19 protein-coding genes and 2 pseudogenes are annotated in these 20,833 nt (G+C 52.1%); 2 read left to right on the top strand and 19 right to left on the bottom strand.

What is annotated here, in order from left to right:
* Positions 1-6: 6 nt before the first annotated feature.
* From OAN307_RS09770 to OAN307_RS09750, 5 genes are all read right to left on the bottom strand, one after another.
* The gene (locus tag OAN307_RS09770) at positions 7-417 is read right to left on the bottom strand and encodes a gluconate 2-dehydrogenase subunit 3 family protein (protein WP_144055554.1); all 411 of its coding nucleotides are present in this window, start codon (positions 415-417) and stop codon (positions 7-9) included.
* A gap of 54 nt (positions 418-471) precedes the next feature.
* Positions 472-1,686 carry a sugar ABC transporter permease gene (locus OAN307_RS09765; protein ID WP_015499603.1) on the bottom strand — a complete coding sequence of 405 codons (1,215 nt, stop codon included), beginning with the start codon at positions 1,684-1,686 and terminating at the stop codon, positions 472-474.
* Positions 1,676-2,437, bottom strand: a complete 762-nt coding sequence (locus OAN307_RS09760) for an ATP-binding cassette domain-containing protein (RefSeq protein ID WP_245541019.1) — start codon at positions 2,435-2,437, stop codon at positions 1,676-1,678. Before OAN307_RS09760 ends, OAN307_RS09765 begins: the two co-directional genes overlap by 11 nt.
* Positions 2,438-2,502: 65 nt before the next feature.
* Positions 2,503-3,564 (bottom strand): ABC transporter substrate-binding protein, encoded by a 1,062-nt coding sequence (locus OAN307_RS09755; RefSeq protein ID WP_015499601.1) that lies wholly within the window; start codon positions 3,562-3,564, stop codon positions 2,503-2,505.
* A gap of 196 nt (positions 3,565-3,760) precedes the next feature.
* On the bottom strand, positions 3,761-4,516 hold the full coding sequence (locus tag OAN307_RS09750) for a FadR/GntR family transcriptional regulator (protein WP_015499600.1): 756 nt from the start codon (positions 4,514-4,516) through the stop codon (positions 3,761-3,763).
* 933 nt (positions 4,517-5,449) lie between these two features.
* Here OAN307_RS09750 and OAN307_RS09740 point away from each other — a divergent pair.
* Positions 5,450-5,623: a DUF1127 domain-containing protein gene (locus OAN307_RS09740; RefSeq protein ID WP_245541018.1), complete on the top strand. Its 174-nt coding sequence runs from the start codon at positions 5,450-5,452 to the stop codon at positions 5,621-5,623.
* Positions 5,624-5,753: 130 nt separating this feature from the next.
* On the opposite strand, the gene OAN307_RS09735 is transcribed toward OAN307_RS09740, so the two are convergent.
* Positions 5,754-6,830: a tyrosine-type recombinase/integrase gene (locus tag OAN307_RS09735; protein ID WP_015499597.1), complete on the bottom strand. Its 1,077-nt coding sequence runs from the start codon at positions 6,828-6,830 to the stop codon at positions 5,754-5,756.
* Between the two features lie 627 nt (positions 6,831-7,457).
* On the opposite strand from OAN307_RS09735, the gene OAN307_RS25200 reads away from it, so the two are divergent.
* On the top strand, positions 7,458-7,769 hold the full coding sequence (locus tag OAN307_RS25200) for a hypothetical protein (protein WP_015499595.1): 312 nt from the start codon (positions 7,458-7,460) through the stop codon (positions 7,767-7,769).
* 111 nt (positions 7,770-7,880) lie between these two features.
* Here the strand turns inward: OAN307_RS25200 and OAN307_RS09725 are convergent.
* The 13 genes and pseudogenes from OAN307_RS09725 to OAN307_RS09660 form a co-directional block, all read right to left on the bottom strand.
* Positions 7,881-8,066, bottom strand: a pseudogene (locus tag OAN307_RS09725) (IS3 family transposase); the annotation flags it as partial.
* Positions 8,067-8,179: 113 nt separating this feature from the next.
* On the bottom strand, positions 8,180-9,136 hold the full coding sequence (locus OAN307_RS09720; RefSeq protein WP_015499594.1) for an IS110 family RNA-guided transposase: 957 nt from the start codon (positions 9,134-9,136) through the stop codon (positions 8,180-8,182).
* Between the two features lie 194 nt (positions 9,137-9,330).
* Positions 9,331-10,274: pseudogene (locus OAN307_RS09715) on the bottom strand (IS3 family transposase); the annotation flags it as partial.
* An 89-nt stretch (positions 10,275-10,363) separates the two neighbouring features.
* On the bottom strand, positions 10,364-11,953 hold the full coding sequence (locus OAN307_RS09705; protein ID WP_015499593.1) for an amidase: 1,590 nt from the start codon (positions 11,951-11,953) through the stop codon (positions 10,364-10,366).
* A gap of 31 nt (positions 11,954-11,984) precedes the next feature.
* Complete coding sequence (locus tag OAN307_RS09700) at positions 11,985-12,731, bottom strand: SDR family NAD(P)-dependent oxidoreductase (protein ID WP_015499592.1); 747 nt, start codon at positions 12,729-12,731, stop codon at positions 11,985-11,987.
* Between the two features lie 20 nt (positions 12,732-12,751).
* On the bottom strand, positions 12,752-13,738 hold the full coding sequence (locus OAN307_RS09695) for an acetamidase/formamidase family protein (RefSeq protein WP_015499591.1): 987 nt from the start codon (positions 13,736-13,738) through the stop codon (positions 12,752-12,754).
* A 34-nt stretch (positions 13,739-13,772) separates the two neighbouring features.
* Positions 13,773-14,486, bottom strand: a complete 714-nt coding sequence (locus OAN307_RS09690) for an ABC transporter ATP-binding protein (protein WP_015499590.1) — start codon at positions 14,484-14,486, stop codon at positions 13,773-13,775.
* Positions 14,479-15,198 carry an ABC transporter ATP-binding protein gene (locus tag OAN307_RS09685; RefSeq protein WP_015499589.1) on the bottom strand — a complete coding sequence of 240 codons (720 nt, stop codon included), beginning with the start codon at positions 15,196-15,198 and terminating at the stop codon, positions 14,479-14,481. The genes OAN307_RS09690 and OAN307_RS09685 overlap by 8 nt, the downstream gene beginning before the upstream one ends.
* Positions 15,195-16,202 (bottom strand): ABC transporter permease subunit, encoded by a 1,008-nt coding sequence (locus tag OAN307_RS09680; protein ID WP_051067981.1) that lies wholly within the window; start codon positions 16,200-16,202, stop codon positions 15,195-15,197. Before OAN307_RS09680 ends, OAN307_RS09685 begins: the two co-directional genes overlap by 4 nt.
* Positions 16,203-16,291: 89 nt before the next feature.
* Positions 16,292-17,164, bottom strand: coding sequence for an ABC transporter permease subunit (locus OAN307_RS09675; protein ID WP_015499587.1), 873 nt, complete (start codon positions 17,162-17,164; stop codon positions 16,292-16,294).
* A 72-nt stretch (positions 17,165-17,236) separates the two neighbouring features.
* Positions 17,237-18,475, bottom strand: coding sequence for an urea ABC transporter substrate-binding protein (locus OAN307_RS09670; RefSeq protein WP_015499586.1), 1,239 nt, complete (start codon positions 18,473-18,475; stop codon positions 17,237-17,239).
* Positions 18,472-19,134 carry an ANTAR domain-containing response regulator gene (locus OAN307_RS09665; RefSeq protein WP_015499585.1) on the bottom strand — a complete coding sequence of 221 codons (663 nt, stop codon included), beginning with the start codon at positions 19,132-19,134 and terminating at the stop codon, positions 18,472-18,474. The genes OAN307_RS09670 and OAN307_RS09665 overlap by 4 nt, the downstream gene beginning before the upstream one ends.
* Complete coding sequence (locus tag OAN307_RS09660; RefSeq protein ID WP_015499584.1) at positions 19,131-20,312, bottom strand: transporter substrate-binding domain-containing protein; 1,182 nt, start codon at positions 20,310-20,312, stop codon at positions 19,131-19,133. Before OAN307_RS09660 ends, OAN307_RS09665 begins: the two co-directional genes overlap by 4 nt.
* Positions 20,313-20,833: the final 521 nt, after the last annotated feature.

Below are 20,833 nucleotides of genomic sequence, written 5' to 3'. Positions count from 1 at the left end.
GCGACGTTATACGTCGCGAAAGACTTGGCCACGTGCGCGCACTGGCGCAGTAAGGCTGTCCATCAATTCATTGCTTTCACGTGCTACATCGTAGCCCTTGGGCTGGACCGGGTGGGCGCCAACCCCGAACATTGGCCGCACATCAGATCGACTATAATACCCCATGTAAGTCAGTCGAACGAGCGTTGCGAAATCGACCACGTGCCTCGTTTCGACGTCTTTCAGCAAGGCGATCTTATCTGTCCTTACAAGCTTAGCAAAGTCTGGGATCTTGTCATCGACAGCTTTCAAGACCTCCGTAATAGACTGAACCGGGTCAATTGCATAAGGCGTTGCCGCAGGGAGAAAATCAGCAACACCCAAAGCACCCGCCGCCGGTACTCCTGCTTTTTCATTCGCAGGAATAAGTTCATCCAAGATCAAAATGAGCGTTTGGTTTTGTTTATCTGTCCACATGTATTACCCCTAACTTTACGTGCTGCCAGAGCGCGAAACCGCGTCTATGGCGACGGCCAACAACAAGATCGCGCCTGAGAACATCAGCTTGTCCGCTGAACTTGCGCCCGACAAATCCAAACCGTTGCCGAGTGATCCGATTACCAGTGCACCAAGGATGGCGTTCCAGACTGATCCACGCCCACCAAATAAAGACGTTCCGCCAATCACCGCCGCACCAATGGATTCCAGCAAAAGCGATCCACCCGCGAAAGCCGTGTACGATACTGACCCAAACCGCGATGCCCCAAAGATGCCGCCAATCGCCGCCATCAACCCGACAATCGCAAAGGCAGAAACCCGAATGCGTTTGACGTTCATACCAACACGACGTGCACTTTCTTGGTTCCCACCCACCGCAAAGATCGATCGCCCATAAGGTGTCGACGTCGTCACCCAGCCCACAAGGGCCGTAATCGCCATCAACAGAACCACCAACAATGGCACCGAGCGATAGCTGTTCAACGTCGCCACAGTTGCAAACATCAATACGCCAAAGAACGCCACCTGCCCCCAAACCGCGACACTACTTTCAAGTTCAAGCCCCTTCTGGCGACGCTGCCCTTGTTTGCGCAGGTTGAGAACAGCGAAGGCCAGCACACAGGCAGTGGCCAAGGCCCAGCCAGCGGTGTCGGGCAACAACACACGCGCAAAACCGCGAATAAAAGGATCACCAACGTTCAGATTTCCAGTTGGCAGGATTTTCTGCATCAGACCCTGAAAGCCCAGCAAACCAGCAAGTGTCACAACGAACGACGGAATACCCACGTATGCGACCAGCACGCCCTGCGCTGCCCCCATAACAGTACCAACACCCATAACAATTAAACACGCCATCCACGCTGGAACACCGGCCAGAACCAATACCCCTAACAGCGCCGCACATACACCGGCGGTGGCAGCGGCTGACAGGTCAATATCGCCCAGTAACAACACCACCGTGATGCCCACCGCTAGCGTTGCAATAACCGCGGACTGCATGAACAGATTGTAGATGTTGCGTGAGCTAAGAAAGATAAACCGAATGTTTTCAGCGTCAGAATCGCCCCAATAGTTCCAAATTGGAACCGCAATACCGAAATAGGTCCAGATCGCTGCGAGTGCTAAAAGTACAGGCACAAATGCCCCAAACCGAGTTTCGCGCATGATGCGCAATCGATCGATAAATGTGAGTTTAAGATCAGACGACATTGTTTGCACCTGCGTCCAGCCCGCGTGTCATCGCCACTACGATTTCATCAGGAGTTGTATCTTCGGTTCTCCAAGTCGCGACGTTGCCGCCGTGGCGCAGAACACAAATTCGATCCGCAACTTCAAAGATGTCGCGCATATTATGAGAGATGTAGATGACGGCGTGCCCCGTATCGCGCAGCCGTTTCACCACATCTAGTACCTGCCGCGTTTGGGCAACGCCCAAGGCTGCAGTCGGTTCATCCAGCATTACAACTGAACAATCAGCGCCAACAGCCCGTGCAATTGCAATCGCCTGGCGCTGACCACCCGATAGTCCACCAACCTTGGCGCGCACCGATTGCAGTGTTTTGACCTGAAGGCGATCGATCGCATTCTTGGCTTTGACCTCCATCTCAAGATCATCCAGCGGGCGCAAAAGACGGGGTAAAAAACCCCATCCAGACTTCACCGGCTCCGAACCGAGGGACAGGTTAGCCGCGACGTCTAGATTTTCGCACAAAGCAAGATCTTGATAGACAATCTGGATTCCAAGACCGTTGGCATCATTCGGAGTTGTGACATTCACAGGCGCTTCATCAATAAAGAACTGTCCCTCGTTGGCGGCATGTGCGCCAGCAAGGACTTTCATCAGCGTGGACTTACCCGCGCCATTGTCGCCGACCAACGCCATCACTTCGCCACGTGCGACTTCAAAGTCGACACCTCGCAACGCGTTAACACCACCAAAGCGTTTGTGAATTCCACTCACCCTCAGGTGAGGTGGTGGGGCTGTATGCCCCACCGTTTTGTTTTCAAAAGACATGACAGTCCTGATCACTGGCAGAAAGTGGTTTCTGCGGCTTCTCCCTGACAGACCATCTCTTTGGTAATGGACGCGTCATTAGCGATGACATAGGCGACACCGTCGACACCAACGGCGGAATATGAGCCGACTGGGACATAGGCCACTGTTGCACCAACACCGTTCTCGACCGTCTGAGGTGCGAGATCGGAGAAGTCTTCGCCGTTCACAAGACGAACAGATACCTGCGCTGCAGCCGCTGCCATATCTTCAAGCGGCCGCCAGCCACACTGGGTCTGAAGGCCCAGCAACATCAGCTGTTGCGCCTGAATTGTGCAGTCCAGACCTGAAACCGGAACGGTGCCAGCCATGCCCTGCTCTTCCATCGCGGCAATTGCCGCACCGGCATTACCATCATTGGACGACACAACACCCTGAACGCCGTTATCCAGCAATGTAAGCGCCTGATCCATGGAGCGACGTGCAATCGTTGGATCCCAACCTTCAGTCCAATTCTCGTATCCCATCACTCGGGCACCACTTTCATACAACGGCGTCAACGCACGCAGCTGGCCATTGTGGATCACGGCTGCGTTCGGGTCTGTCGGAGATCCCTTGAGCATCACAAAAGTGTCGCCATCGCGTGTGTTGTTGATGATGTGCATCGCTTGGTCATAACCCATACCCTCAAGATCGGCCTGAACCCAGAATGTTGTGTTCAAAGAGTTGATCATGCGATCATAAGCGATCGTCGGCACGCCTTCTTCAGCAGCCGTATCCGCGATTATAGCAGAGCTTTCACCATCAATTGGAATTACAATAAGCACCTTGGCGCCCTGTGTCAGGGCCTGCTCAGCCTGACGTTGTTGCACAGACGTGTCGTTATTTGCATTGAATACTTCAACTTTAATCTCTGGCGCAATCCTGGCCATCGTCGCCACAAATGCTGCAGCGTCTTGCTGTTCCCAACGTGGGTTCACATTCTCAGGCAAAAGCAGTGCGACCATATCTTCGGCAGACGCAACGCCCGCGCCCAACAGCGCAGACGTCGCGACACTCGTCGCCAAAAGACCTTTTGTAAGTTTAGAAAACATCGTATCCTCCTATTTGATGTCTTAGCGCCACAAGGCGCTGTTACTTCAAGTGGTTAATGCCCCTTTGGCATGTTTTGGTGTCGCGAGATTGTTTGTGCATTCCTCGTGACACCGCCACTCATCCGACCACCCATCGAATTCGCGGACCCTCATTGGCACCTAAACTGGTGTCAAAATCCTTTATGTTGTCTTCGCGTCAATTTCGTTCCGGGCGGTCAAACCCTTTAATGGCAGCTGACAAGCGATCACTTGTATCGACCAGATGTTCATGCATTTTTTGCTCCGCCGCTTTAGAGTCCCTTATACAGATGGCGTCTCTCACTCCTCTGTGGAAGGGAATTGAACTTTCGTTCTCGCGCGGGTCTGCATTCGTCAGCTTGATAGAACTCAACAACGCAGAGAAAATCACACCCTCCATTGAGCGAAGCAATTCATTATTTGCCGCCCGCAGAATTGCGCGGTGAAAAAGTGCGTCCGCAACAACAAAGTCCTGCACCGACCCCTGCTCTTCTTCCATCCGTACTTGGGCTACCTCAATTTCGCGAAGCGCCTCATCCGACCCGAACTCCGCCGCCCAAGCGGCGGCTTTAGGCTCCATCATGCGCCGGATATCCATCAGCTGGCGCAAGAAGTCTGGCTTTGGGTCAACCGACAAATGCCAAGCTAAAACATCATCATCCAGCATAGCCCAGCTTGGCCGACGCCGGACGCGCGTCCCGCTCCCGCGGCGCACTTCCAGCAGCCCCTTGCCGACCAATAACTTTACAGCTTCACGGACAACAGATTTGCTGACGCCGAAGCGATCACAAAGCTTGTTCTCGTCCTCGATCAACGCATCTTCTTTGTAATGACCACCGACAATGCGGCGACCCAGTTCCCGAGAAACTTGGGTCGCAAGGCCAGGTGCCACGCCGCTCGCATCTTTCAGGTCATAATAAAGTAATTCATTCATAGAAATATACTAAACATCTGATGTTTGATATGTCCATACCAAAGTTTACTTTCTGACTTAGCTATAAGATTCACCTTAAGTCGTTGTTAACTAATAATATGTAAGATTATGCTCCCGCATTACCGCTTCGCCCAACGGATGTGGCTTCCTGTATCGAGGAGTTATTTTGGAACCATTAAAACAAGTGACGGTCTGACCTGTCAGCGCATGCAACCCTCAAATACTTGGCTTTCTTGACATGAACGACCTTTAAAGCGGACCTTCAAGTCAGTCGCGAGATACAGGGATGGTGGCGTTAACGCAGCGAAGAAGCCCTTGCTTACGACTGCAGCAAATGTCCAGTTCCCGCCCATAATGGCAAACGTAAGTGTAGCAGCATCAGTCATTCCAGTCTCAAAGTCGACCTTCGCTGCATTGGGCACAAGGGTCCACTTAGGTCCGCACAGCGGGCATCTGGATGTCTCACTTAGCGAAGATCTGCTTTGAACCTATTCTGTTGAAAAACTCGAAAAATAGGATTTTGAAAATTTCCGCCAAAAGCACGCCTTTGTGAATACTAAGAGAAGACCGCCCCAAATGGCTCCAAAGAGACGCAACAGCGCTCTGAGACCTCTTTTTTGCCGAACCCCTCGCCGAAGTATCATAGTTGCGCTGTGAGGAGATTTATTTTCGAATTTCAGCCAAAATTAGAGTTTTTCAACAGAATAAACCCAAAGGGACGGTTCGTGAAAATTTAACTTCACGACTGAAACGCAGCCATAATACGTCATGACTAAATTGCATATCGACCTTGCAGCACAGAGCGTTGTGCAGATGCAGAGACATCGTATGTCTTAACCAGACAAAAAGCGGTGGATCAGTTTCCACCATTGGAAACGAAAGACCTAATACATGACATTCGCAAACATTCCCTCACACCCACTCCAGGGCTTGATGGCCCGCATTCAGCAAGCCAAAGCCGACAAGGCGGAATTCTACGCCAAGAAAGCAGTCTATGATCGGACATTCAACCAGCTCTCCGCCATGTCGAAGCGAGATCTTGCCGATATCGGCATCCGTTCCTCAGACATCGAGTGCATCGCAGCTCAAGCCGTTGAGATGCGTTAACGCAACAACACCTTTCACCAGTCCAGCAACCCAAGTGTCATTTTGCTGCCGGGAACGCGCGACAGGTAGTTTAGGCGTGTAACAGGCCTTCGCCGCGAACAGAGCAAAGGTCCGCAACTGAGCTATTTGTTTAGTTGTCGATGCGGTTCAGGATTTCGGCACACGCAATCTCCATCGACGGACGCAATGCATCCAACGACGGACGAGTATATCTCTGCCCAGTGATCGACAGTGGCGTGTGATTGAGCAGTCGTCCTACAATTTCTTCCAGAACGCCTGCTTCCATTGCAACCGTCGCGAATGTCCGGCGATGCATATGTGGATTATACTTGAGCCTTTCTGGCCTTGTAATGTGGCCTGACTCTGATTTTGGCGACGGAAACACCCAGTCTCGGCTGAGGTGGCGAAGTGGTGCCAAGATCTCATGGTGCAATTGCGAAATTGGAAGATCAAAACTCCGCCCGTTCTTCGTCATTGGCAGATGAATCCGGTCTTCCTGTATCTGTTCCCACCTCAAGGTGAACACTTCGGTTTTGCGAAGGCCGGTAAACAAAAGCAGCTCGTAGAATACGCGATGGATTGGGTTGGGCAGATCATCAATCGTCTTACGCCAGTGCTTCAGGTCCTCAATAATCCGCCCGTCCGGCTTATCTTCAAACCACTCTATCGCCATCGTTGGGCATTCTGGTAAATCACAAGTCCGGCGGGCATGGTTGTAGATGGCGCGAAAGCTGCGAAGCACATGATTGGCGGCTGACGGCGATCCAGTCATGTCTTGATGACGGCGCACTGCCATCGCCTTGCTGATCTCGTCCAGAGGCAGGCGCATCCAGTCTTTCAGATGAAGCGTAAGCTGGGCGCGCATCCCGACCTTGTTAGTCTCAGAGCGCAGCTTTGGACGTGCCAGATACACTTCCATTGCGGCCTCCAAGGTGGGCGCGCCAATCTGGGCCGCTTTCCCTGCCCCTCTGCCCATCTCCAAGGCAAACCCAAGCGCCGTCTGCCGTGCCGCTTGCGCTGAGATGATTGGAAACCGACCAATCAGAATACGCTTGGTCTGGCCACCAACGTCCTTCTGAAAGTACCAGGTCTTTGAGCGCTTCCCCACAAAGAGCACAAGCCCTTTGATCTCCGCATCCCAGTACTTGTCTGTCCCTGCTTTCGCATGTGGCAATTTGTTAGAAAACGTCTCTGTAAGCTTTGGCATATTCTGTCGGCCTTTTGTAGGTAACGCCACGCTACTCCGCGCTACTACATGCAACCTGATGCAAGATAAAAGTCAACAAAAAGAAACAGTAAGGTGCTCAGTGATACTGTACGAAACCCAGAACACTTGTTTGGAAAACTGGGGTCTTAACCATTACACAACACCCGCTCACAAATAGTTTCATATTTCAAGGAATTGCGGGCGTCAAGACGACGATGGTCGGCTTATCGCGAAAGTGCAAAAGCGAGGCCGAAAACGGCCCAAAGCGATCATCAACACATTTCAGCCATACTGCAAAGCAACTTCCCAAAAGCAGACATGGTCGATTGTGCTTGATTTGCGGATCAGCGTCGCAGCAATCGCAAAACTTTTCATTGGGGTTGGTGGACCTTATCGTACCACTCCGACTCATTGTACAGGTTGAGATTACGAATGGCAGACCCTGCACGTTGGCTAAACGAGAATTTTGAAGGCTGGAGCAACCTCACGGCTCAAGAAAAGAAAGCAATACGAGTTTTTCCAGTCCTTTGGTAGGTATTTGAACTTCAAGCGACCGGTCAGAATGGTCAGCGACCCAACGCAACTCCCCAACGGATTTGCCGCGCCGTTGAAAGACTAGATGGTAATTTGGATTTAGCCGTCTTGCGGCAGGCAAAGATCTACTTTTCAGATCGCTACTTCAACGAAGGTCATCCGACAAATGCTTACCATCAATTGCGAGTTCACGACGATTTCCAACAAAGGGTCAAAGCAGCGCTTCTGGAAAAAGATGCGGACGCATGTGCCGTTTTGCTGGGGTTGCTACTGGTCGCAAACCGCTTGAGAAACAATTTTCTACATGGCGAAAAAGCTGCCTATGCCTTCGCCAATCAGTTGAAAAACTTCAGACATGCGAACACAGTATTGATGTATGCAACTCCTTTGTGGGGCGAACAATAGCCCGCCCAGAGCTGCTTCTCATCGGTTGGTCGAGACGCTGCGACTGCAGTGCGCATTGCGGACGTAGTCTTCTTGGTCTTGTCCCGCTTACGTTCCGGTCTCACAACTCATTTATGCAGCCTTTCGTTCAAATGCCAAGGGACTTTTGCCCCCCAGCGATGAATGACGGCGGCGCAGGTTATAGAACCCATTAATATACTGGAATATGGCCCCTTCCGCTTGGCGTCTTGTTTCCCAACGATTGCGCCAGATCAGCTCCGCCTTGATGGATTTGAAGAATGTTTCGAACATGGAATTGAAGCTCCTATATTCGTCAAGCAGCAATTTTGATGGTTTGTGGCACGCAGAGTTGGCTGTAAATCTCCCGGACGATGTAACGCTTCAGGCATCGAATGATTTCGCTTTTGCTTTTACCATCTTTCGTGCGTTTTTTTGACATAAGCAAGCGTCGGTTCGTGGCTGCGCATCCTGACGATGACGACACGGTAGAGCGCAGCGTTGGCTTGTCTGTTTCCTCCTCTGTTGAGACGGAAACGGTGCGTTTTCCCACTTGATGCAGGGATGGGACAAACGCCACAGTGTTTGGCAAATGCAGCCTCAGGCCGGATGCGCGCGGGATCATCGCCAACGAGGATTAGCATCTCTGCGACTGTCATTGTCGCAATTCCGTGGGATTGCATCAGGTCCGGTGCGCGTTTGATGACAAGTCGCTCCAGTTCTTTATCGTGACCCAGAATCTCTTCATGTAGCAATAGCCACCGTCGTGCCAAAGCTCGCATGGCTGCTTTGGCAGAAGCTAATGTGTTAAGTATATCACCGGGTCTGAAGGCCGCGATATGCCGGATCAATCCGATCTTACCTTTGATCTGATCCAGTACTTCACGCAGATCAGCTGGTGCATTGATGATCAGTGTTTTCAGGGTCACCATCGCCTGTGAGCGTAATTTAACAGCCGTGTCACGGACTATCTTCAGATGCCTGATCATCTCCGACGATCCCGTTTGGGTTTTAGGGCGGGAATTTGCCTGTCCAGGTAAAACTGACCGAGCGGCACCTTCTGCGTCGAGGCTATCGGTCTTGCCTTGAGTATAGCGCAGCTGGCGATTGGGTCTCGTAACCTCAACAAAATGGTGCCCTTGTGCAAGCAAACAGCGCGATAGACCGGCACTGTAAGAGCCCGTCCCTTCGATTCCGAAAGCCTGGACATGACCCAGGCCACAAGACCAGCGTTCCAGTTCCAAATATCCCTTTGAGTTCGCAGGGATGGAAAGTGCTGCTAGGCGGGTGCCTTGCGTATCAATCGCGACAGCAACATGTGTTGCCTTATGCGTATCGATGCCGATGATAATTGGATGTTTGATCTTCATGTTGTCCCCTTAGGTTGAGAATGCCTAGGCAACATTCTGAGGGGACAGGACTGTGATGGGGCGTCCCCGTCATGCTCCTATGAGGTCACATCTCACCCGTCGCCGGGGCGACTTGACGGTCGACACGTCAATACAATGACACGCAGTCAATCGTAACATGGGTCAGGCCATCAAGCCGCAATACCATACTCACAGTCATAACAATTCCCTTTGCCGCTCATTGATACTTCGAAGCCATGCTTTGTTAGGAGCTTTTGGTAGTCATTTGAACAGTATTGCGAGCCACGATCCGTGTGATGAATGCAGCCTTTGGGTGGCTCGCGTAAGGCCACCGCATTATTCAACGCGCGGATTGCCAGATCCCGTTTCATGCGGTTACTGACAGCCCAACCAATGACCCGCCGAGAATAGAGGTCGAGGATTACAGCGAGATACAACCAGCCCTCGCTGGTCCAGATATAGGATATATCGCCCGCCCATTTCTGGTTTGGCCCATCAGCAGAAAAGTCTTGATCAAGCAGATTAGGCGCGATGTTGAACGCGTGATTACTGTCAGTTGTTACCTTATATTTCTGCGTCCTGATGATCTTGATGCCGTTATCACGCATCAAACGGCCCACGCGCCGGTGTCCAACGTTCACTCCTAATTCCTGCAACTCTTCAGTCATGCGAGGCCGCCCATAGCTTTCTAGGCTTAAGCGGTGCTGTTCACGGATATGAGCCAGGATCGCCATATCATCACGTTGACGTTGGCTCATTGGGCGCACCCGCCACGCGCGAGAACCCCGTGATGTGACCCGCATAACTTTGCAAAGAAACGCAACTGGCCATTCTTCTTTCCAGGCTTCGATGAACGCAAATCTCACCGGCTTTGGCCTGCAAAGAAGATTGCTACTTTTTTTAGCAGTTTCCTCTCCTCGCGGAGCAAACGAACTTCTTTGCGAAGGCGCGCGTTTTCCTTCTCCACGTCCTCATGTGGCCCTGACATCAGGTCGTAATGTTGATGCTGTTGAACCCACTTGTTCAGCGTAGATAGACCAACCCCCAAATCTTAGGAAAGCTGAGGCCGCGTTAAGCCACTGGTCGTGGCAATCCTCACCGCATCACTGCGAAACTCGTCTGTGTATCTCTTTGCCATTCGTTCTCTCCTTCATAGCAAACATTGCTCGAAAGAGACCGGAACTAAACAGTGACAAGACCAGTGCCAGTTAAACTACTGCAGGATGCTCATTTTGTCGCTGTGGGTTTTGCGAATGACCCAAGGATTGCAGGCTTACGATACAGGGTCACTTGTTCATAAGCGAAGGCAAGCGCGATCAGTGATGGTTCGGACCACAGTTTACCAAGGAAAATGATCTCGAACGGAGCGCCTGAAGCGTAGTAACCGGCGGGCACCGTAATGGCGGGCAACCCAGCTATGTTCAGTTCGCCCACCGTAGTTTCCTGGATCGTTTCACCAGAATGAAGTTCAGGTAATTCCTCTCGCATCTGCGGGAACACCAGAGCATCAAGCTCATGTTGGTCCAAAACATCGTCGAATATAGCAAGATAAGCCGACTTGGCAGCTATAAAGTGAGGCAGCGCGGGCGCTTGTGTCGGATCTACCATTGCAGCGCGAAAGTCAGGCATATTTGGTAGGAAAGACAAGACGCCTCCAGGGCCAAAAGGATCCTCGGCGCGGGTAGCTTCAGAGAAGTCGTCGAAGCTTTTTAAGGCGGCATCCGGTCCCAGACGCCGCAGATACACGCCAAGGTCATAGGCCACTGATTCCATACCTCGCGCATCAAAATTTTGCAGCGGAAATGTGGGTTCTCGTAATGCTGCAAAATCTGTTCCCGCGAAGGGATCAGGAATGAGTATTGCACCTGCATCAATCAGTTCAGATTGCGCTCGATCGTAAAGCGCTGCGGTTTCGGCAGATAGATTTTGTTCGCGCCAACCAGGACCGTAGAGGCCAATTCGTTTGCCTTTTAACGAGTCCTTCGACAAATTCGCGGCATAGCCCCCCTTGGGGACCTTGCCGACGCTCGCCAGCGTCTTTGGGTCTTCGCCGCTGTAACCAGCAAGAACATCAAGGCATAGCGCCGCGTCAGTCACATTGCGTGCTATCGGCCCAACTACGTCACGGTTGCTGGAAAGCGGTACCACGCCGGCGTTCGGCACCAGCCCCATTGTGGGCTTGATGCCCACCAACCCATGTGCAGATGCAGGATTCTGGATCGATCCACCCGTTTCTTCGGCAAGGCCCACAACGCACATGTTTGCGGCCACCGCTGCGGCCGTTCCGGCGCTAGACCCACCAGGCACACGATCTTCAAGCACTACGTTAATGGTCGGCCCAGCCCAGCTGTCGTTGGCGTGGCTTCCAGTGTGGCTTAGAACTGGGACATTTGTTTTACCAAGGATTACCGCATCAGCCGCCCGCATCCGCGCAACGACCGGCGCATCTGTAGCAGGCATCAAATCAACTCCACCAGTCTTTGAATACAGCAACTTCCACCCTGCCGTAGTTGGGAAACCAACCGTATCCATCGGATCTTTAATCACAACAGGTACGCCTGCCAACGGTCCTAGTTTTTCCCCAGCATCGCGCCGCCTGTCGATGCCACGCGCCGTATCGATTGCCGCCTCGTTCACGAAGATGATGGCGTTGTATCGCGCATTTAGGGCATTAATTTGCGCCAGACACGCGCGGGTCAGATCTTCAGCGGTAAAAACCCCTGCAGCCAAACCATCGCGGATGATCGTTATGGTCAGCGCCTCTAAATCTGGCAAGTTTGCGACGGTTGTTGCTGTCTTAGATAAATCGCTTGTCATGTTCTTTACTATCCCGTCTTTGGTGGCGATCCTAAAGCTGGACGCCCTTGGTCAATGCGCCATCGATTACCAAGTTAGTACCACTGGTAAAGCTGGAAGCTGGGCTGGCAACAAATATGACTCCCCTTGCGATTTCATCGGGGGTGGCCATCCGGCCCATTGGATTCATGGCCAGTGCTGTCGCAAACAATTCGGGGTTGCCCGTCTCAATTGATTCCCAGATACCTCCTTTAAAATATGTGTTACCCGGCGATACGGTGTTGGCTCGGATACCTTGCGGAGCCAACTTGTAGGCCAAGCCTTGCGCATAATGGACTAACGCGGCCTTGAAAGCCCCATAGGCGGGACCGGTAAAGTCGATCTCTCGTCCGGATACGGAAGACACCAGTGTGATCGACGCTGCATCTGAAGCCTCCAGCCACGGCATCGCAGCATTCACCAGCCGAACGCAATGCATCATGTCGGTGTTAAAACCGGCCTCCCACGCAGCTTCGTCGTCACTAACCGCAAGGGCAGAGACATTGCCTATAACGATATCGATTCCGCTCATAGCTACCGCGCTATCTGCAACCCAACTTTCAAGTGCATCCTTGTTAGAAACATCTACCACAGCGCCGTACACGCCGAGTTCAGCGGTAACTGCATCCACATCCGCCACAGTGCGCGCGCAAATCGAAACTTGTGCGCCCTCAGCGACCAGAGCGGCGGCACAGCGATAGCCAATCCCCTTGCTGCCACCAGTAATCAGGGCCTTTAGTCCCCTTAATTTTAAATCCATAATGAATAACCTTCCATCGTTTATTTGACGTAGCGCTTAGCAATCGACGCACCGACGCTGTATTTAGGGTCTACCATATTGCCAAGCCGCACCTTCCCGCACATCGTCAGCAGCATATAGGCGTCGGCCTCACTTTGCCCCGTCTCATTCGCTAGCCAGCGCACTAGTTCACGGTAAGCAATGCGCGATGCGTCTTCCAGCGGGCGCGCTGATCCGATGAACATCATCATGTCTTCGGTTTCAAGCTGCGGCCAGCTGTTGCCGTGGCCTTTGATCAGGTCAATCTGGATTTCAACGGTCGCAGGAATTTCGAGCGCCACACCACACAGTTCACCATCACCCTGTATTGCATGACAATCACCTAGATAAAGGTAAGCACCAGTCGTATTGACAGGCAGATAAATTATTGATCCCGGCCCCACGTCAGGCAGGTCCATGTTACCACCGTAATAATCCGGTTGAAGGGATGAAATTGCCTCAATCTCAGGCGAAGTGCCAATCGTGCCGATGAACGGCTCGTAAGGCAGCGTGAGCGTATCGGACCAATAGACACCGTCAGTATCAACACGGATTTTCTTGACCTTTTCGGGTAGTGGCGCGTTCAGCATCGCAGTACTACCAGTTCCCACCAGACCACCAAACTCAGGGATCAGACAGGTCGTGCCCACAGGCTGCGGCCCACGGGGCATAATTGACAAAATTCGCACCGCAAGCGCATCACCTTTTTCGGCACCTTCCACATAGATCGGTCCCGTCTGCGGGTTAAGAAACGGAAAGTTCAGAATCTCAGAAGGTTTATCACTTTCAGAAGTAATTTTCCCTTCAAACGCATCATGGGTTTCGACCGTAACAACCGCACCAGGGGTGACTTTCAGTACTGGATCCACATAGGGTCCATAGACATAGTGAAATGCCCCCTGATCGGCGATGGTTATTGTATGGCGGTCGCCCGCCTTGCCTTTGGCCACGCCCTTGCGTGCCATGATCGATCGGTCTGTCCAGCTCAAGTTCTCACTCCGATTTCATTGTCTCTGTTAGTATTTATATTGTCAGATAACGTCGCACCTCCGAACGAGATTTAATCTCGTCAGGGCCAAGTTGCGCTATCAAGCGTCCCTTCTCCATGACATAGCCACGCTGCGCCATAGAGACGATCAGATCAAGGTTCTGCTCAACCAGCAAAACTGCCACACCAGTCTGTGCGTTCATCTCGCGTACATTGCGCGAAATGTCCTTGATGATTGAGGGCTGGATACCTTCAGACGGCTCATCCAGCAGCATCAGCGATGGCTGACCGATCATTGCCCGTGCAATGGCAAGCTGCTGCTGCTGGCCACCCGACAACGTCCCAGCACGCTGACGAGCGCGTTCTTTCAGAATGGGAAAGAAGCGATAGATCATGTCGTAATCTGGAGCATTACGCCCTTTGCCCGCAACTTCGCCAACCAATAGGTTTTCGCGCACGCTAAGTTCGGGAAACACCTCTCGGCCCTGAGGAATGTACCCAAACCCTCGCAAGGCACGTTTGTCTGCTGTGTCAGATGTCACATCGCTGCCCGCGAAGCGGATGGTCCCGGCACTTGGACGTAGAAGTCCAGTCAATGTACGCATGAGCGTACTTTTGCCAACGCCATTGCGCCCAATGACAGCGACGATCTCGCCAGGGTTTAGGAACAGGTCCACGCCCTGTAAGACCTGTTCGCCACCGTAGCCGCCAAACAAACCCCGCGTTTCCAAAAGTGCACCACTATTCATCAGCTGACCCTAGGTAAATTTCCTGTACTCCAGAATTTTCAGTAATTTCAGCGATACTGCCCTTGGCAAAAATCGCGCCCATGTGCAGCACAGTGACGCCGTTCGCTATCTGCTGAACAAAGGCCATATCATGTTCAACTGCTAGGATGGTGATACCACGACTGTTCAGCTCATGAAGCATTTCGCCAGTTTTCTGCGTTTCGTCTGGCGACATTCCAGCTGTAGGCTCGTCTAGCAAAAGCAGTGACGGCTCGACCCCCACGGCCATACCGATTTCCAGCCATTGCTGTTGGCCATGCGACAACACGCCCGCTGCTGTCGATACCTCACGAGTAAGGCTCGTGAAATCCAAGACATGCGCCACCGTCTGGCTAAGGCTGGTTCCATGCAGGTGATGCTGGAATGCAATTTCGAGGTTCTGACGAACGCTGAGCGCTTTGAAGATGCCAGGGACTTGAAACTTTACGCTTATCCCACGGCGAATGCGCTGGAACGAACGTAGTTTGGTAATATCCTCACCGTTGAACATGATTTGACCGCTGTCTGGAGCATGCTCGCCCAACAAAAGGCGGAAGAAAGATGACTTCCCCGCGCCGTTGGGCCCGATCAAGCAATGCATTGCGCCGGCGTCCAGCGCAAAGTCGATGTCACGGGCCACATGAACACCACCGAAGCTTTTGTTGAGTTTGCTAACCTCAAGGATGCGGGTCATCGTTTTGTCCTCCGCAATGTGCTACCAATCCAATGCATTGCAGTGGAGATTAGACCGTCTGGTGTCACTAGAACGGTAAAAACCAGCAGTGCACCCATGACGATCAGGGCGTATTGGCTGCCGTAGATTGTTAATGTTTGAAATCCTGCGATTACAAGGATCGAGCCCAGCAAGGTTGCAGTAATGTCGCGCCTCCCACCAACAGCCACCCAGACGATGGGTAATGCCGCCGCAGTTAACCCCATGCTAGACGGGGTGATATATTGCCCCCATGCTGTGTAGAGCGTACCAGATAATGCTGCCAACGCACCACCAAGTCCAAAAGCCAATGTCTGATACAGCCGGATATCATACCCCAACATCTCTGCTCGTTCAGGGTTTTCACGAATCGCAACCAGCACGTTTCCAAAAGGAGCGTTTAGCAACATCCGTAGCCCAAGATAGCAGACGACAACCATTACCAGCAGCACAAAATAAAGTGCTGTTCCTGAATAAAGAACGATATCCCCACCCGGCCAAGGTACAGTCAGGGGAGGCATGCCTGACATGCCATTGAATCCGTTCAGACGCGCGTCGCCGATACGCCAGTTTGGACCGGCTGTTTGCGCCATGAACGTTTCAAGGACCAAGGTGACAGATAGCGTGACGATACCAATAAAAACGCCCTTAATCCGTCCATAAAACATAAAATAACCAATTAACAGTGCAAACGCACCTCCGATCGTGACGGACAACACCAGCGCCAGCCACGTCAAACCGAATGCTGCACCCAGATTGATGCTGACAACACCATAAGCATACCCAGCGAGGCCAAAAAACGCCGTTTGCCCAAAGCTAAGTACGCCACAGTAGCCCCAGACAATTCCCAGCCCCATGGCCATAAAGGTCCAAACCATAAAATAGGCTGCGTTGCCAATGGTGTAGGGATCACTAAATGCAGGGTAGCACGATGCGGCTAGGACCAACGCAGCCATCGCCACCCAAAACGAGGGGCCGCGACCCATTGTCTGCGGCCCCTCAAGTCGAGCAAGCCAAGTGGATACCGTACTCCGCGAAGAGGGGGATATCTGTTCAGGGGTATTGGGTGCATTGGTCATTTCTGGAACCGCTTCAAAAAGCCTGACAAGCCGCCGGGCATGACCCGGATGACGATGATAACAGCCACCAATAACCCTATCTGGCCAAACAAATGACCATACCATGCCGTCAGACTTGCTCGGATGATCGCAAGGACCGCGGCCGCCGGGGCTGCTCCGACAAATATATCAGCTCCACCAACAACAACTGTAACAAAGCTTTCAACGATAAAGGTCGCCCCCATAGTTGGCACCATTGTCATGGTCGGCGCATAAAGCCCCCCAGCCAGACCTGCCAGACCTGCGCCAAGACCGAAGGTGAGCCCGTAGACACGGCGTGTATCCACACCTAGTGCACGCGCCATGGCGGGCTTCTGGATCGTAGCACGGGAGATAACTCCAAATCGCGTGCGATAGAATAAAAGATAAAGCGACCCTAGCAGGCCGATCGACGTTGCAAAAAGGACAAGACGATAGATTGAATATGATCTCTCCCCCAACGCCATGCTACCCAGGGGCGTGCCCACACCAGCCATGGTGGGCCCCAAAAGGATAAGAACACCTTGGGTCGCAATTAGGCTTATCCCCCAAGTGGCTATGATGGAATCCAAGGGGCGCTGATATAAATGGCGGATCACCAGCCGTTCGACCACTATACCCACAATTGCCGCGGCAAGTGCGCCACATAGAATAGCCAGTGGCAGTGGCAAACCCGCCCGCCCCGCTGCGGAAGTGACATAGGCGCCGCACATGATAAATTCGCCGTGAGCTAGGTTGATGATGCCCATCATCCCGAAGATTACCGCAAGCCCCGCACAAGAAATTACTAGAAAAGCGAAAGCATCGCCAAATTGGTACATCACCGAAAAAATTGTATGAAAGAAATCCACTTAGTTTGACCCTTACCGGAAATTTGCATTTTGGTTTGGGATGGACCAATAAGATCCACCCCAGTTATCCGATTACTGAGCAGGTGGCGGATTGGAAGGAGTGTACTGTGCACTCGGATCGTTCTTGGTCAAATCGCAACCCGCGTCGCCAAGCCAGTAAGGTTCAATATTTTCCCATACCCGTGGAAACGTGATCGAGTGGTCGTCCCCGACTTTGGCCAAATAAATCGTGTGGGACATGTGCTGGCTTTGGGGATCTAGACAGACATTGCCAGAAGGCCCATCAAAGCAGACGTCGCCTTCGCCCAGAACCGCTCGGATGGCATCGTGATCAGTTGTACCAGCGCGCTCGACCATTTGCTTGTACAGATTTACAGCAATGTAGGAATTTGCAGCCTCTTGGTTAATATAGGGCTCGTCCGGAAACATAGTACGGAACCGCTCGACAAAGTCATTAGACGCAGGAGTATCAATTTCTTCGATATAGTTAGTGGTAACGAACATGTTCGCGAGGCTTGGGGGGTTGAAGCGCTTGTGCTCATATCCTTGTCCAACATTTACCGACGACGCCATTGGCAGCCCGACATCAGCCGATGCTGCCTGTTCATAATAAGACGCCTGCGCTGAACCAACCAAGAGGGTTACTACGAAGTCTGCGTCACTTTCCTGAATATTTTGAATAGTCTGGGAAAACTGCGAAACACCCAGCGGTATAAATTCTTCACCCACCATAGTGCCACCGTTTTCGGCGACTATCTGGCGCACCCATTCAGCCGATATCTGACCAAAATTATAGTCGGCGGCCAGTGTGTAGACGTTAGGGCCAAATTCATCCATCATCCACGGAATAAGCGTGGAAAACTGCTGTTCTGGGACTGCGCCAGTCACGATCATGTTGTCATCGCAAACGCCGCCTTCATACTGGTTATTATAAAATACAAGGCCGTCAAATTGGTTCGCAATGGGCCGGTACGCCTCTCGCGACGCAGACGAAAATCCGGCGAAAACCACATCGACCTCATCCTGCTGCAAGACGCGACGCATGAATTCCTGATAGCGACGGTTGTCGGACTGGGTGTCATAGATGACCAGTTCGATAGGCCGACCAGAAATGCCGCCAGCGTCGTTGATTTCCTTTGTAGCCAGTTCGATGGCGTGAACCTTGACGGCAGTCGCTGCTGCAAAGTCACCCGATTGATCCTCCAATACCCCGATCCTGATTGGTCCATCCTGAGCCAAAGCCGGCATTCCGCTGATGGCGGCTCCGACAAGAAGTGCGGCAAAACGCGTGCCGTGTGATGTGAGTGTCATTGTGTTGATCTCCTGTTTTTGTGATTGTCTTTTGGTTGATCGAGGTCGGGTCGTTTGCCGCTCGAATGGGCCATTCCAAACCCTGGATTGGCCACTCTTTCCTGTGCGACGATGTCGATGGTTAGCCTGCGGCTCATGGCTTCCGCTCTCAGCCATGCATAGGCAGTGTCAGCATCGACATTGTGCCTATTCAAGATACCGACGATGGCTTGGGTGATAACGCGTCGCCCTGCCAGTCGCTGCTGCAGAACTTCTATCTCTCGTGCCACCTTCTGTCTTTTGGTATGGTCGTTCATTGCCAGCAAAAGGGCGGTATAAACCCCGGTGTTACGGACCGGCTTAAGAATATGGCTGGCGCAGCCTCGGCGGACGACGCGCGCAAGGCGGCTCGGCGCCTCGTTCCCAATCAACGCGATACATGGAAGCCCCAATAGGTCTGACACACATTGTTCGGTTTGAGGCAAAGCTTCTATCCCTTCGTCGGCGTCCACAAACACCACATCACAGTTATGAAAATCACCAAAGTTGACCGCTTCGACTGCGTTGACGACTAGTCCCAACTTGCCCAGCACAGCGCACAACGTTTGACGATTTGTGTCATCAGGATGGATGACCGAAGCACGCAGGCCTCTAAAATTTTGTGTAATCGAGCTTTTCATTGCACCGCCCTGACAAAACTGCCGTTCCGCGCTGCACGTGCGTTATCTAAACTGCTCCAAACCAGATAGGGGTCGGGTCGGACAGGGCCGCAATCGCTGTGTATTATATCGAACGTGCCCGCTGCGGTGGACCGCCCAATCAAAGGGCGCATCGCACAATGGAGATTATCCGGATCGACTGTCACAAGGCCTTGAGGCGCGTGAAACTGCAACCCGCGAACTGCCTCATGGACGGTCAAAAAGCTGGTATCGCCCCCGCGTAAGATGGCATGCGCTAGCAGGTGGACGGCGGTGTAGGTGGCCTCTGCGTCCGCACAGGCCTGACCCAAATGGCTAAACTGGCGGTTCCATGCGCGCACAAAGCGATTGTTTTCAGGTGAGTTGATCGTCGAGAAATAGACTGATGATGACAGGTGACCAGCAGCGGAAGCGCCAATCAACGGCAGCTCGGCTTCTGATAGGCTGCAACTGGCCACGGGCATCGAGGACGGCTGGTCGATCCCAGCCGCCACAGCTGCTGTACGCAGTGAGTTTAAAAAGGCGTAACTTGATTTGCCAATAAGCGTGTTAAAAATAAAATCTGGTCTGTCTTCGATGATTTGCTGTGCCAGCGCGTCAAGATTAAGCTCGCCGATGGGAAAATACCGCTCACCGATCACAGTTCCACCTACCTCGACCAACGCTTCTCGCAGTATCCGATTGTTTTCCCACGCCCACACATAATTTGAACCCACAAACCATCCACGACTGCCATGATGATCCAACAGATGGCGGGCCATCGGCAGAATATGCTGATTAGGGGCTGCACCTGTATAAATGACATTATCACTGGTCTCAAAGCCTTCGTAATGGGAAGGATACCATAAAAGTCCATCGTATTTTTCAAAGATTGGCAGCACGTCCTTACGGCTAGACGACGTGTAGCAACCAAAGACATGAGTAACTTTGTGCTTGGAGAGCAATGTTTGAGCAGCATGCGTATAAGCCGAGGCGACGCCGCCAGGATTAATGACCACAGGCGTAAGTTGAACAGGTAAACTCACATCTGCATTAATTTCCGAAATAGCCAGCTGAGCGCCAGCGAACATCGACATACCGACCGCAGCATAATTGCCACTGGTCGAAAACATGATACCAATATTTATCTCGGTTTTGCTCAAGTTAACCTCAAAACGCAAAAAACCTCCTTCGGCGACCGTCTGGTCACACGAGGAGGCGTTGTTGCCGGCGCTCGAAACGCTCTGTGTAAATAAAGTGTATTTAGCGGCCTCAGTATTGAGACTATAATTAAATTTGCAGTGAAAATTTAAATTGTCAAGTGGTATCTAGGGAAAGGTCACTTCCCATAAAAAATTATAAAAAATGCCTTATTTTTGACCCCTTTTGACGTAAAGTGAATAAAATTAATGCAGATGTAGCACCCGCTTGACAAAGATTTACTCTTTTCTAATGAACCGGCCAAATTATGGGAGGTCCAGATGACCCTGTTGCACAGATCGGTCGATGGATGAGACCCCTTCCATTATCGTTCGTAACCCGCAACTAGCTAAACATGCTGGATTGACGCTACGGCAAAGCAACTTCAAAACACAAAAGTAAAGGTGTTTCGGGAACAAAAAATTTACCTTAGCGACAAAGATCGACGTTTTCTTATGCAACCAGCACAGCACATGGCGGCGCGGCTCACAGAAAGGTGCTG

This window comes from Octadecabacter antarcticus 307, from assembly GCF_000155675.2.
GTDB lineage: Bacteria > Pseudomonadota > Alphaproteobacteria > Rhodobacterales > Rhodobacteraceae > Octadecabacter > Octadecabacter antarcticus.
The sequence above is the reverse complement of the archived record's forward strand: the minus strand, read 5'-3'. Positions and strand labels throughout refer to the sequence as shown.

Bases quoted from the DNA above. Each gene is read 5' to 3' on its own strand.
- OAN307_RS09680 (WP_051067981.1), bottom strand. From the start codon at position 16,202: ATGGGTCGCGGCCCCTCGTTTTGGGTGGCGATGGCTGCGTTGGTCCTA.
- OAN307_RS09685 (WP_015499589.1), bottom strand. From the start codon at position 15,198: ATGACCCGCATCCTTGAGGTTAGCAAACTCAACAAAAGCTTCGGTGGT.
- OAN307_RS09670 (WP_015499586.1), bottom strand. From the start codon at position 18,475: ATGACACTCACATCACACGGCACGCGTTTTGCCGCACTTCTTGTCGGA.
- OAN307_RS09705 (WP_015499593.1), bottom strand. From the start codon at position 11,953: ATGACAAGCGATTTATCTAAGACAGCAACAACCGTCGCAAACTTGCCA.
- OAN307_RS09735 (WP_015499597.1), bottom strand. From the start codon at position 6,830: ATGCCAAAGCTTACAGAGACGTTTTCTAACAAATTGCCACATGCGAAA.
- OAN307_RS09755 (WP_015499601.1), bottom strand. From the start codon at position 3,564: ATGTTTTCTAAACTTACAAAAGGTCTTTTGGCGACGAGTGTCGCGACG.
- OAN307_RS09750 (WP_015499600.1), bottom strand. From the start codon at position 4,516: ATGAATGAATTACTTTATTATGACCTGAAAGATGCGAGCGGCGTGGCA.
- OAN307_RS09665 (WP_015499585.1), bottom strand. From the start codon at position 19,134: ATGAAAAGCTCGATTACACAAAATTTTAGAGGCCTGCGTGCTTCGGTC.
- OAN307_RS09700 (WP_015499592.1), bottom strand. From the start codon at position 12,731: ATGGATTTAAAATTAAGGGGACTAAAGGCCCTGATTACTGGTGGCAGC.
- OAN307_RS09765 (WP_015499603.1), bottom strand. From the start codon at position 1,686: ATGTCGTCTGATCTTAAACTCACATTTATCGATCGATTGCGCATCATG.
- OAN307_RS09740 (WP_245541018.1), top strand. From the start codon at position 5,450: ATGGCCCGCATTCAGCAAGCCAAAGCCGACAAGGCGGAATTCTACGCC.
- OAN307_RS09720 (WP_015499594.1), bottom strand. From the start codon at position 9,136: ATGAAGATCAAACATCCAATTATCATCGGCATCGATACGCATAAGGCA.
- OAN307_RS09690 (WP_015499590.1), bottom strand. From the start codon at position 14,486: ATGAATAGTGGTGCACTTTTGGAAACGCGGGGTTTGTTTGGCGGCTAC.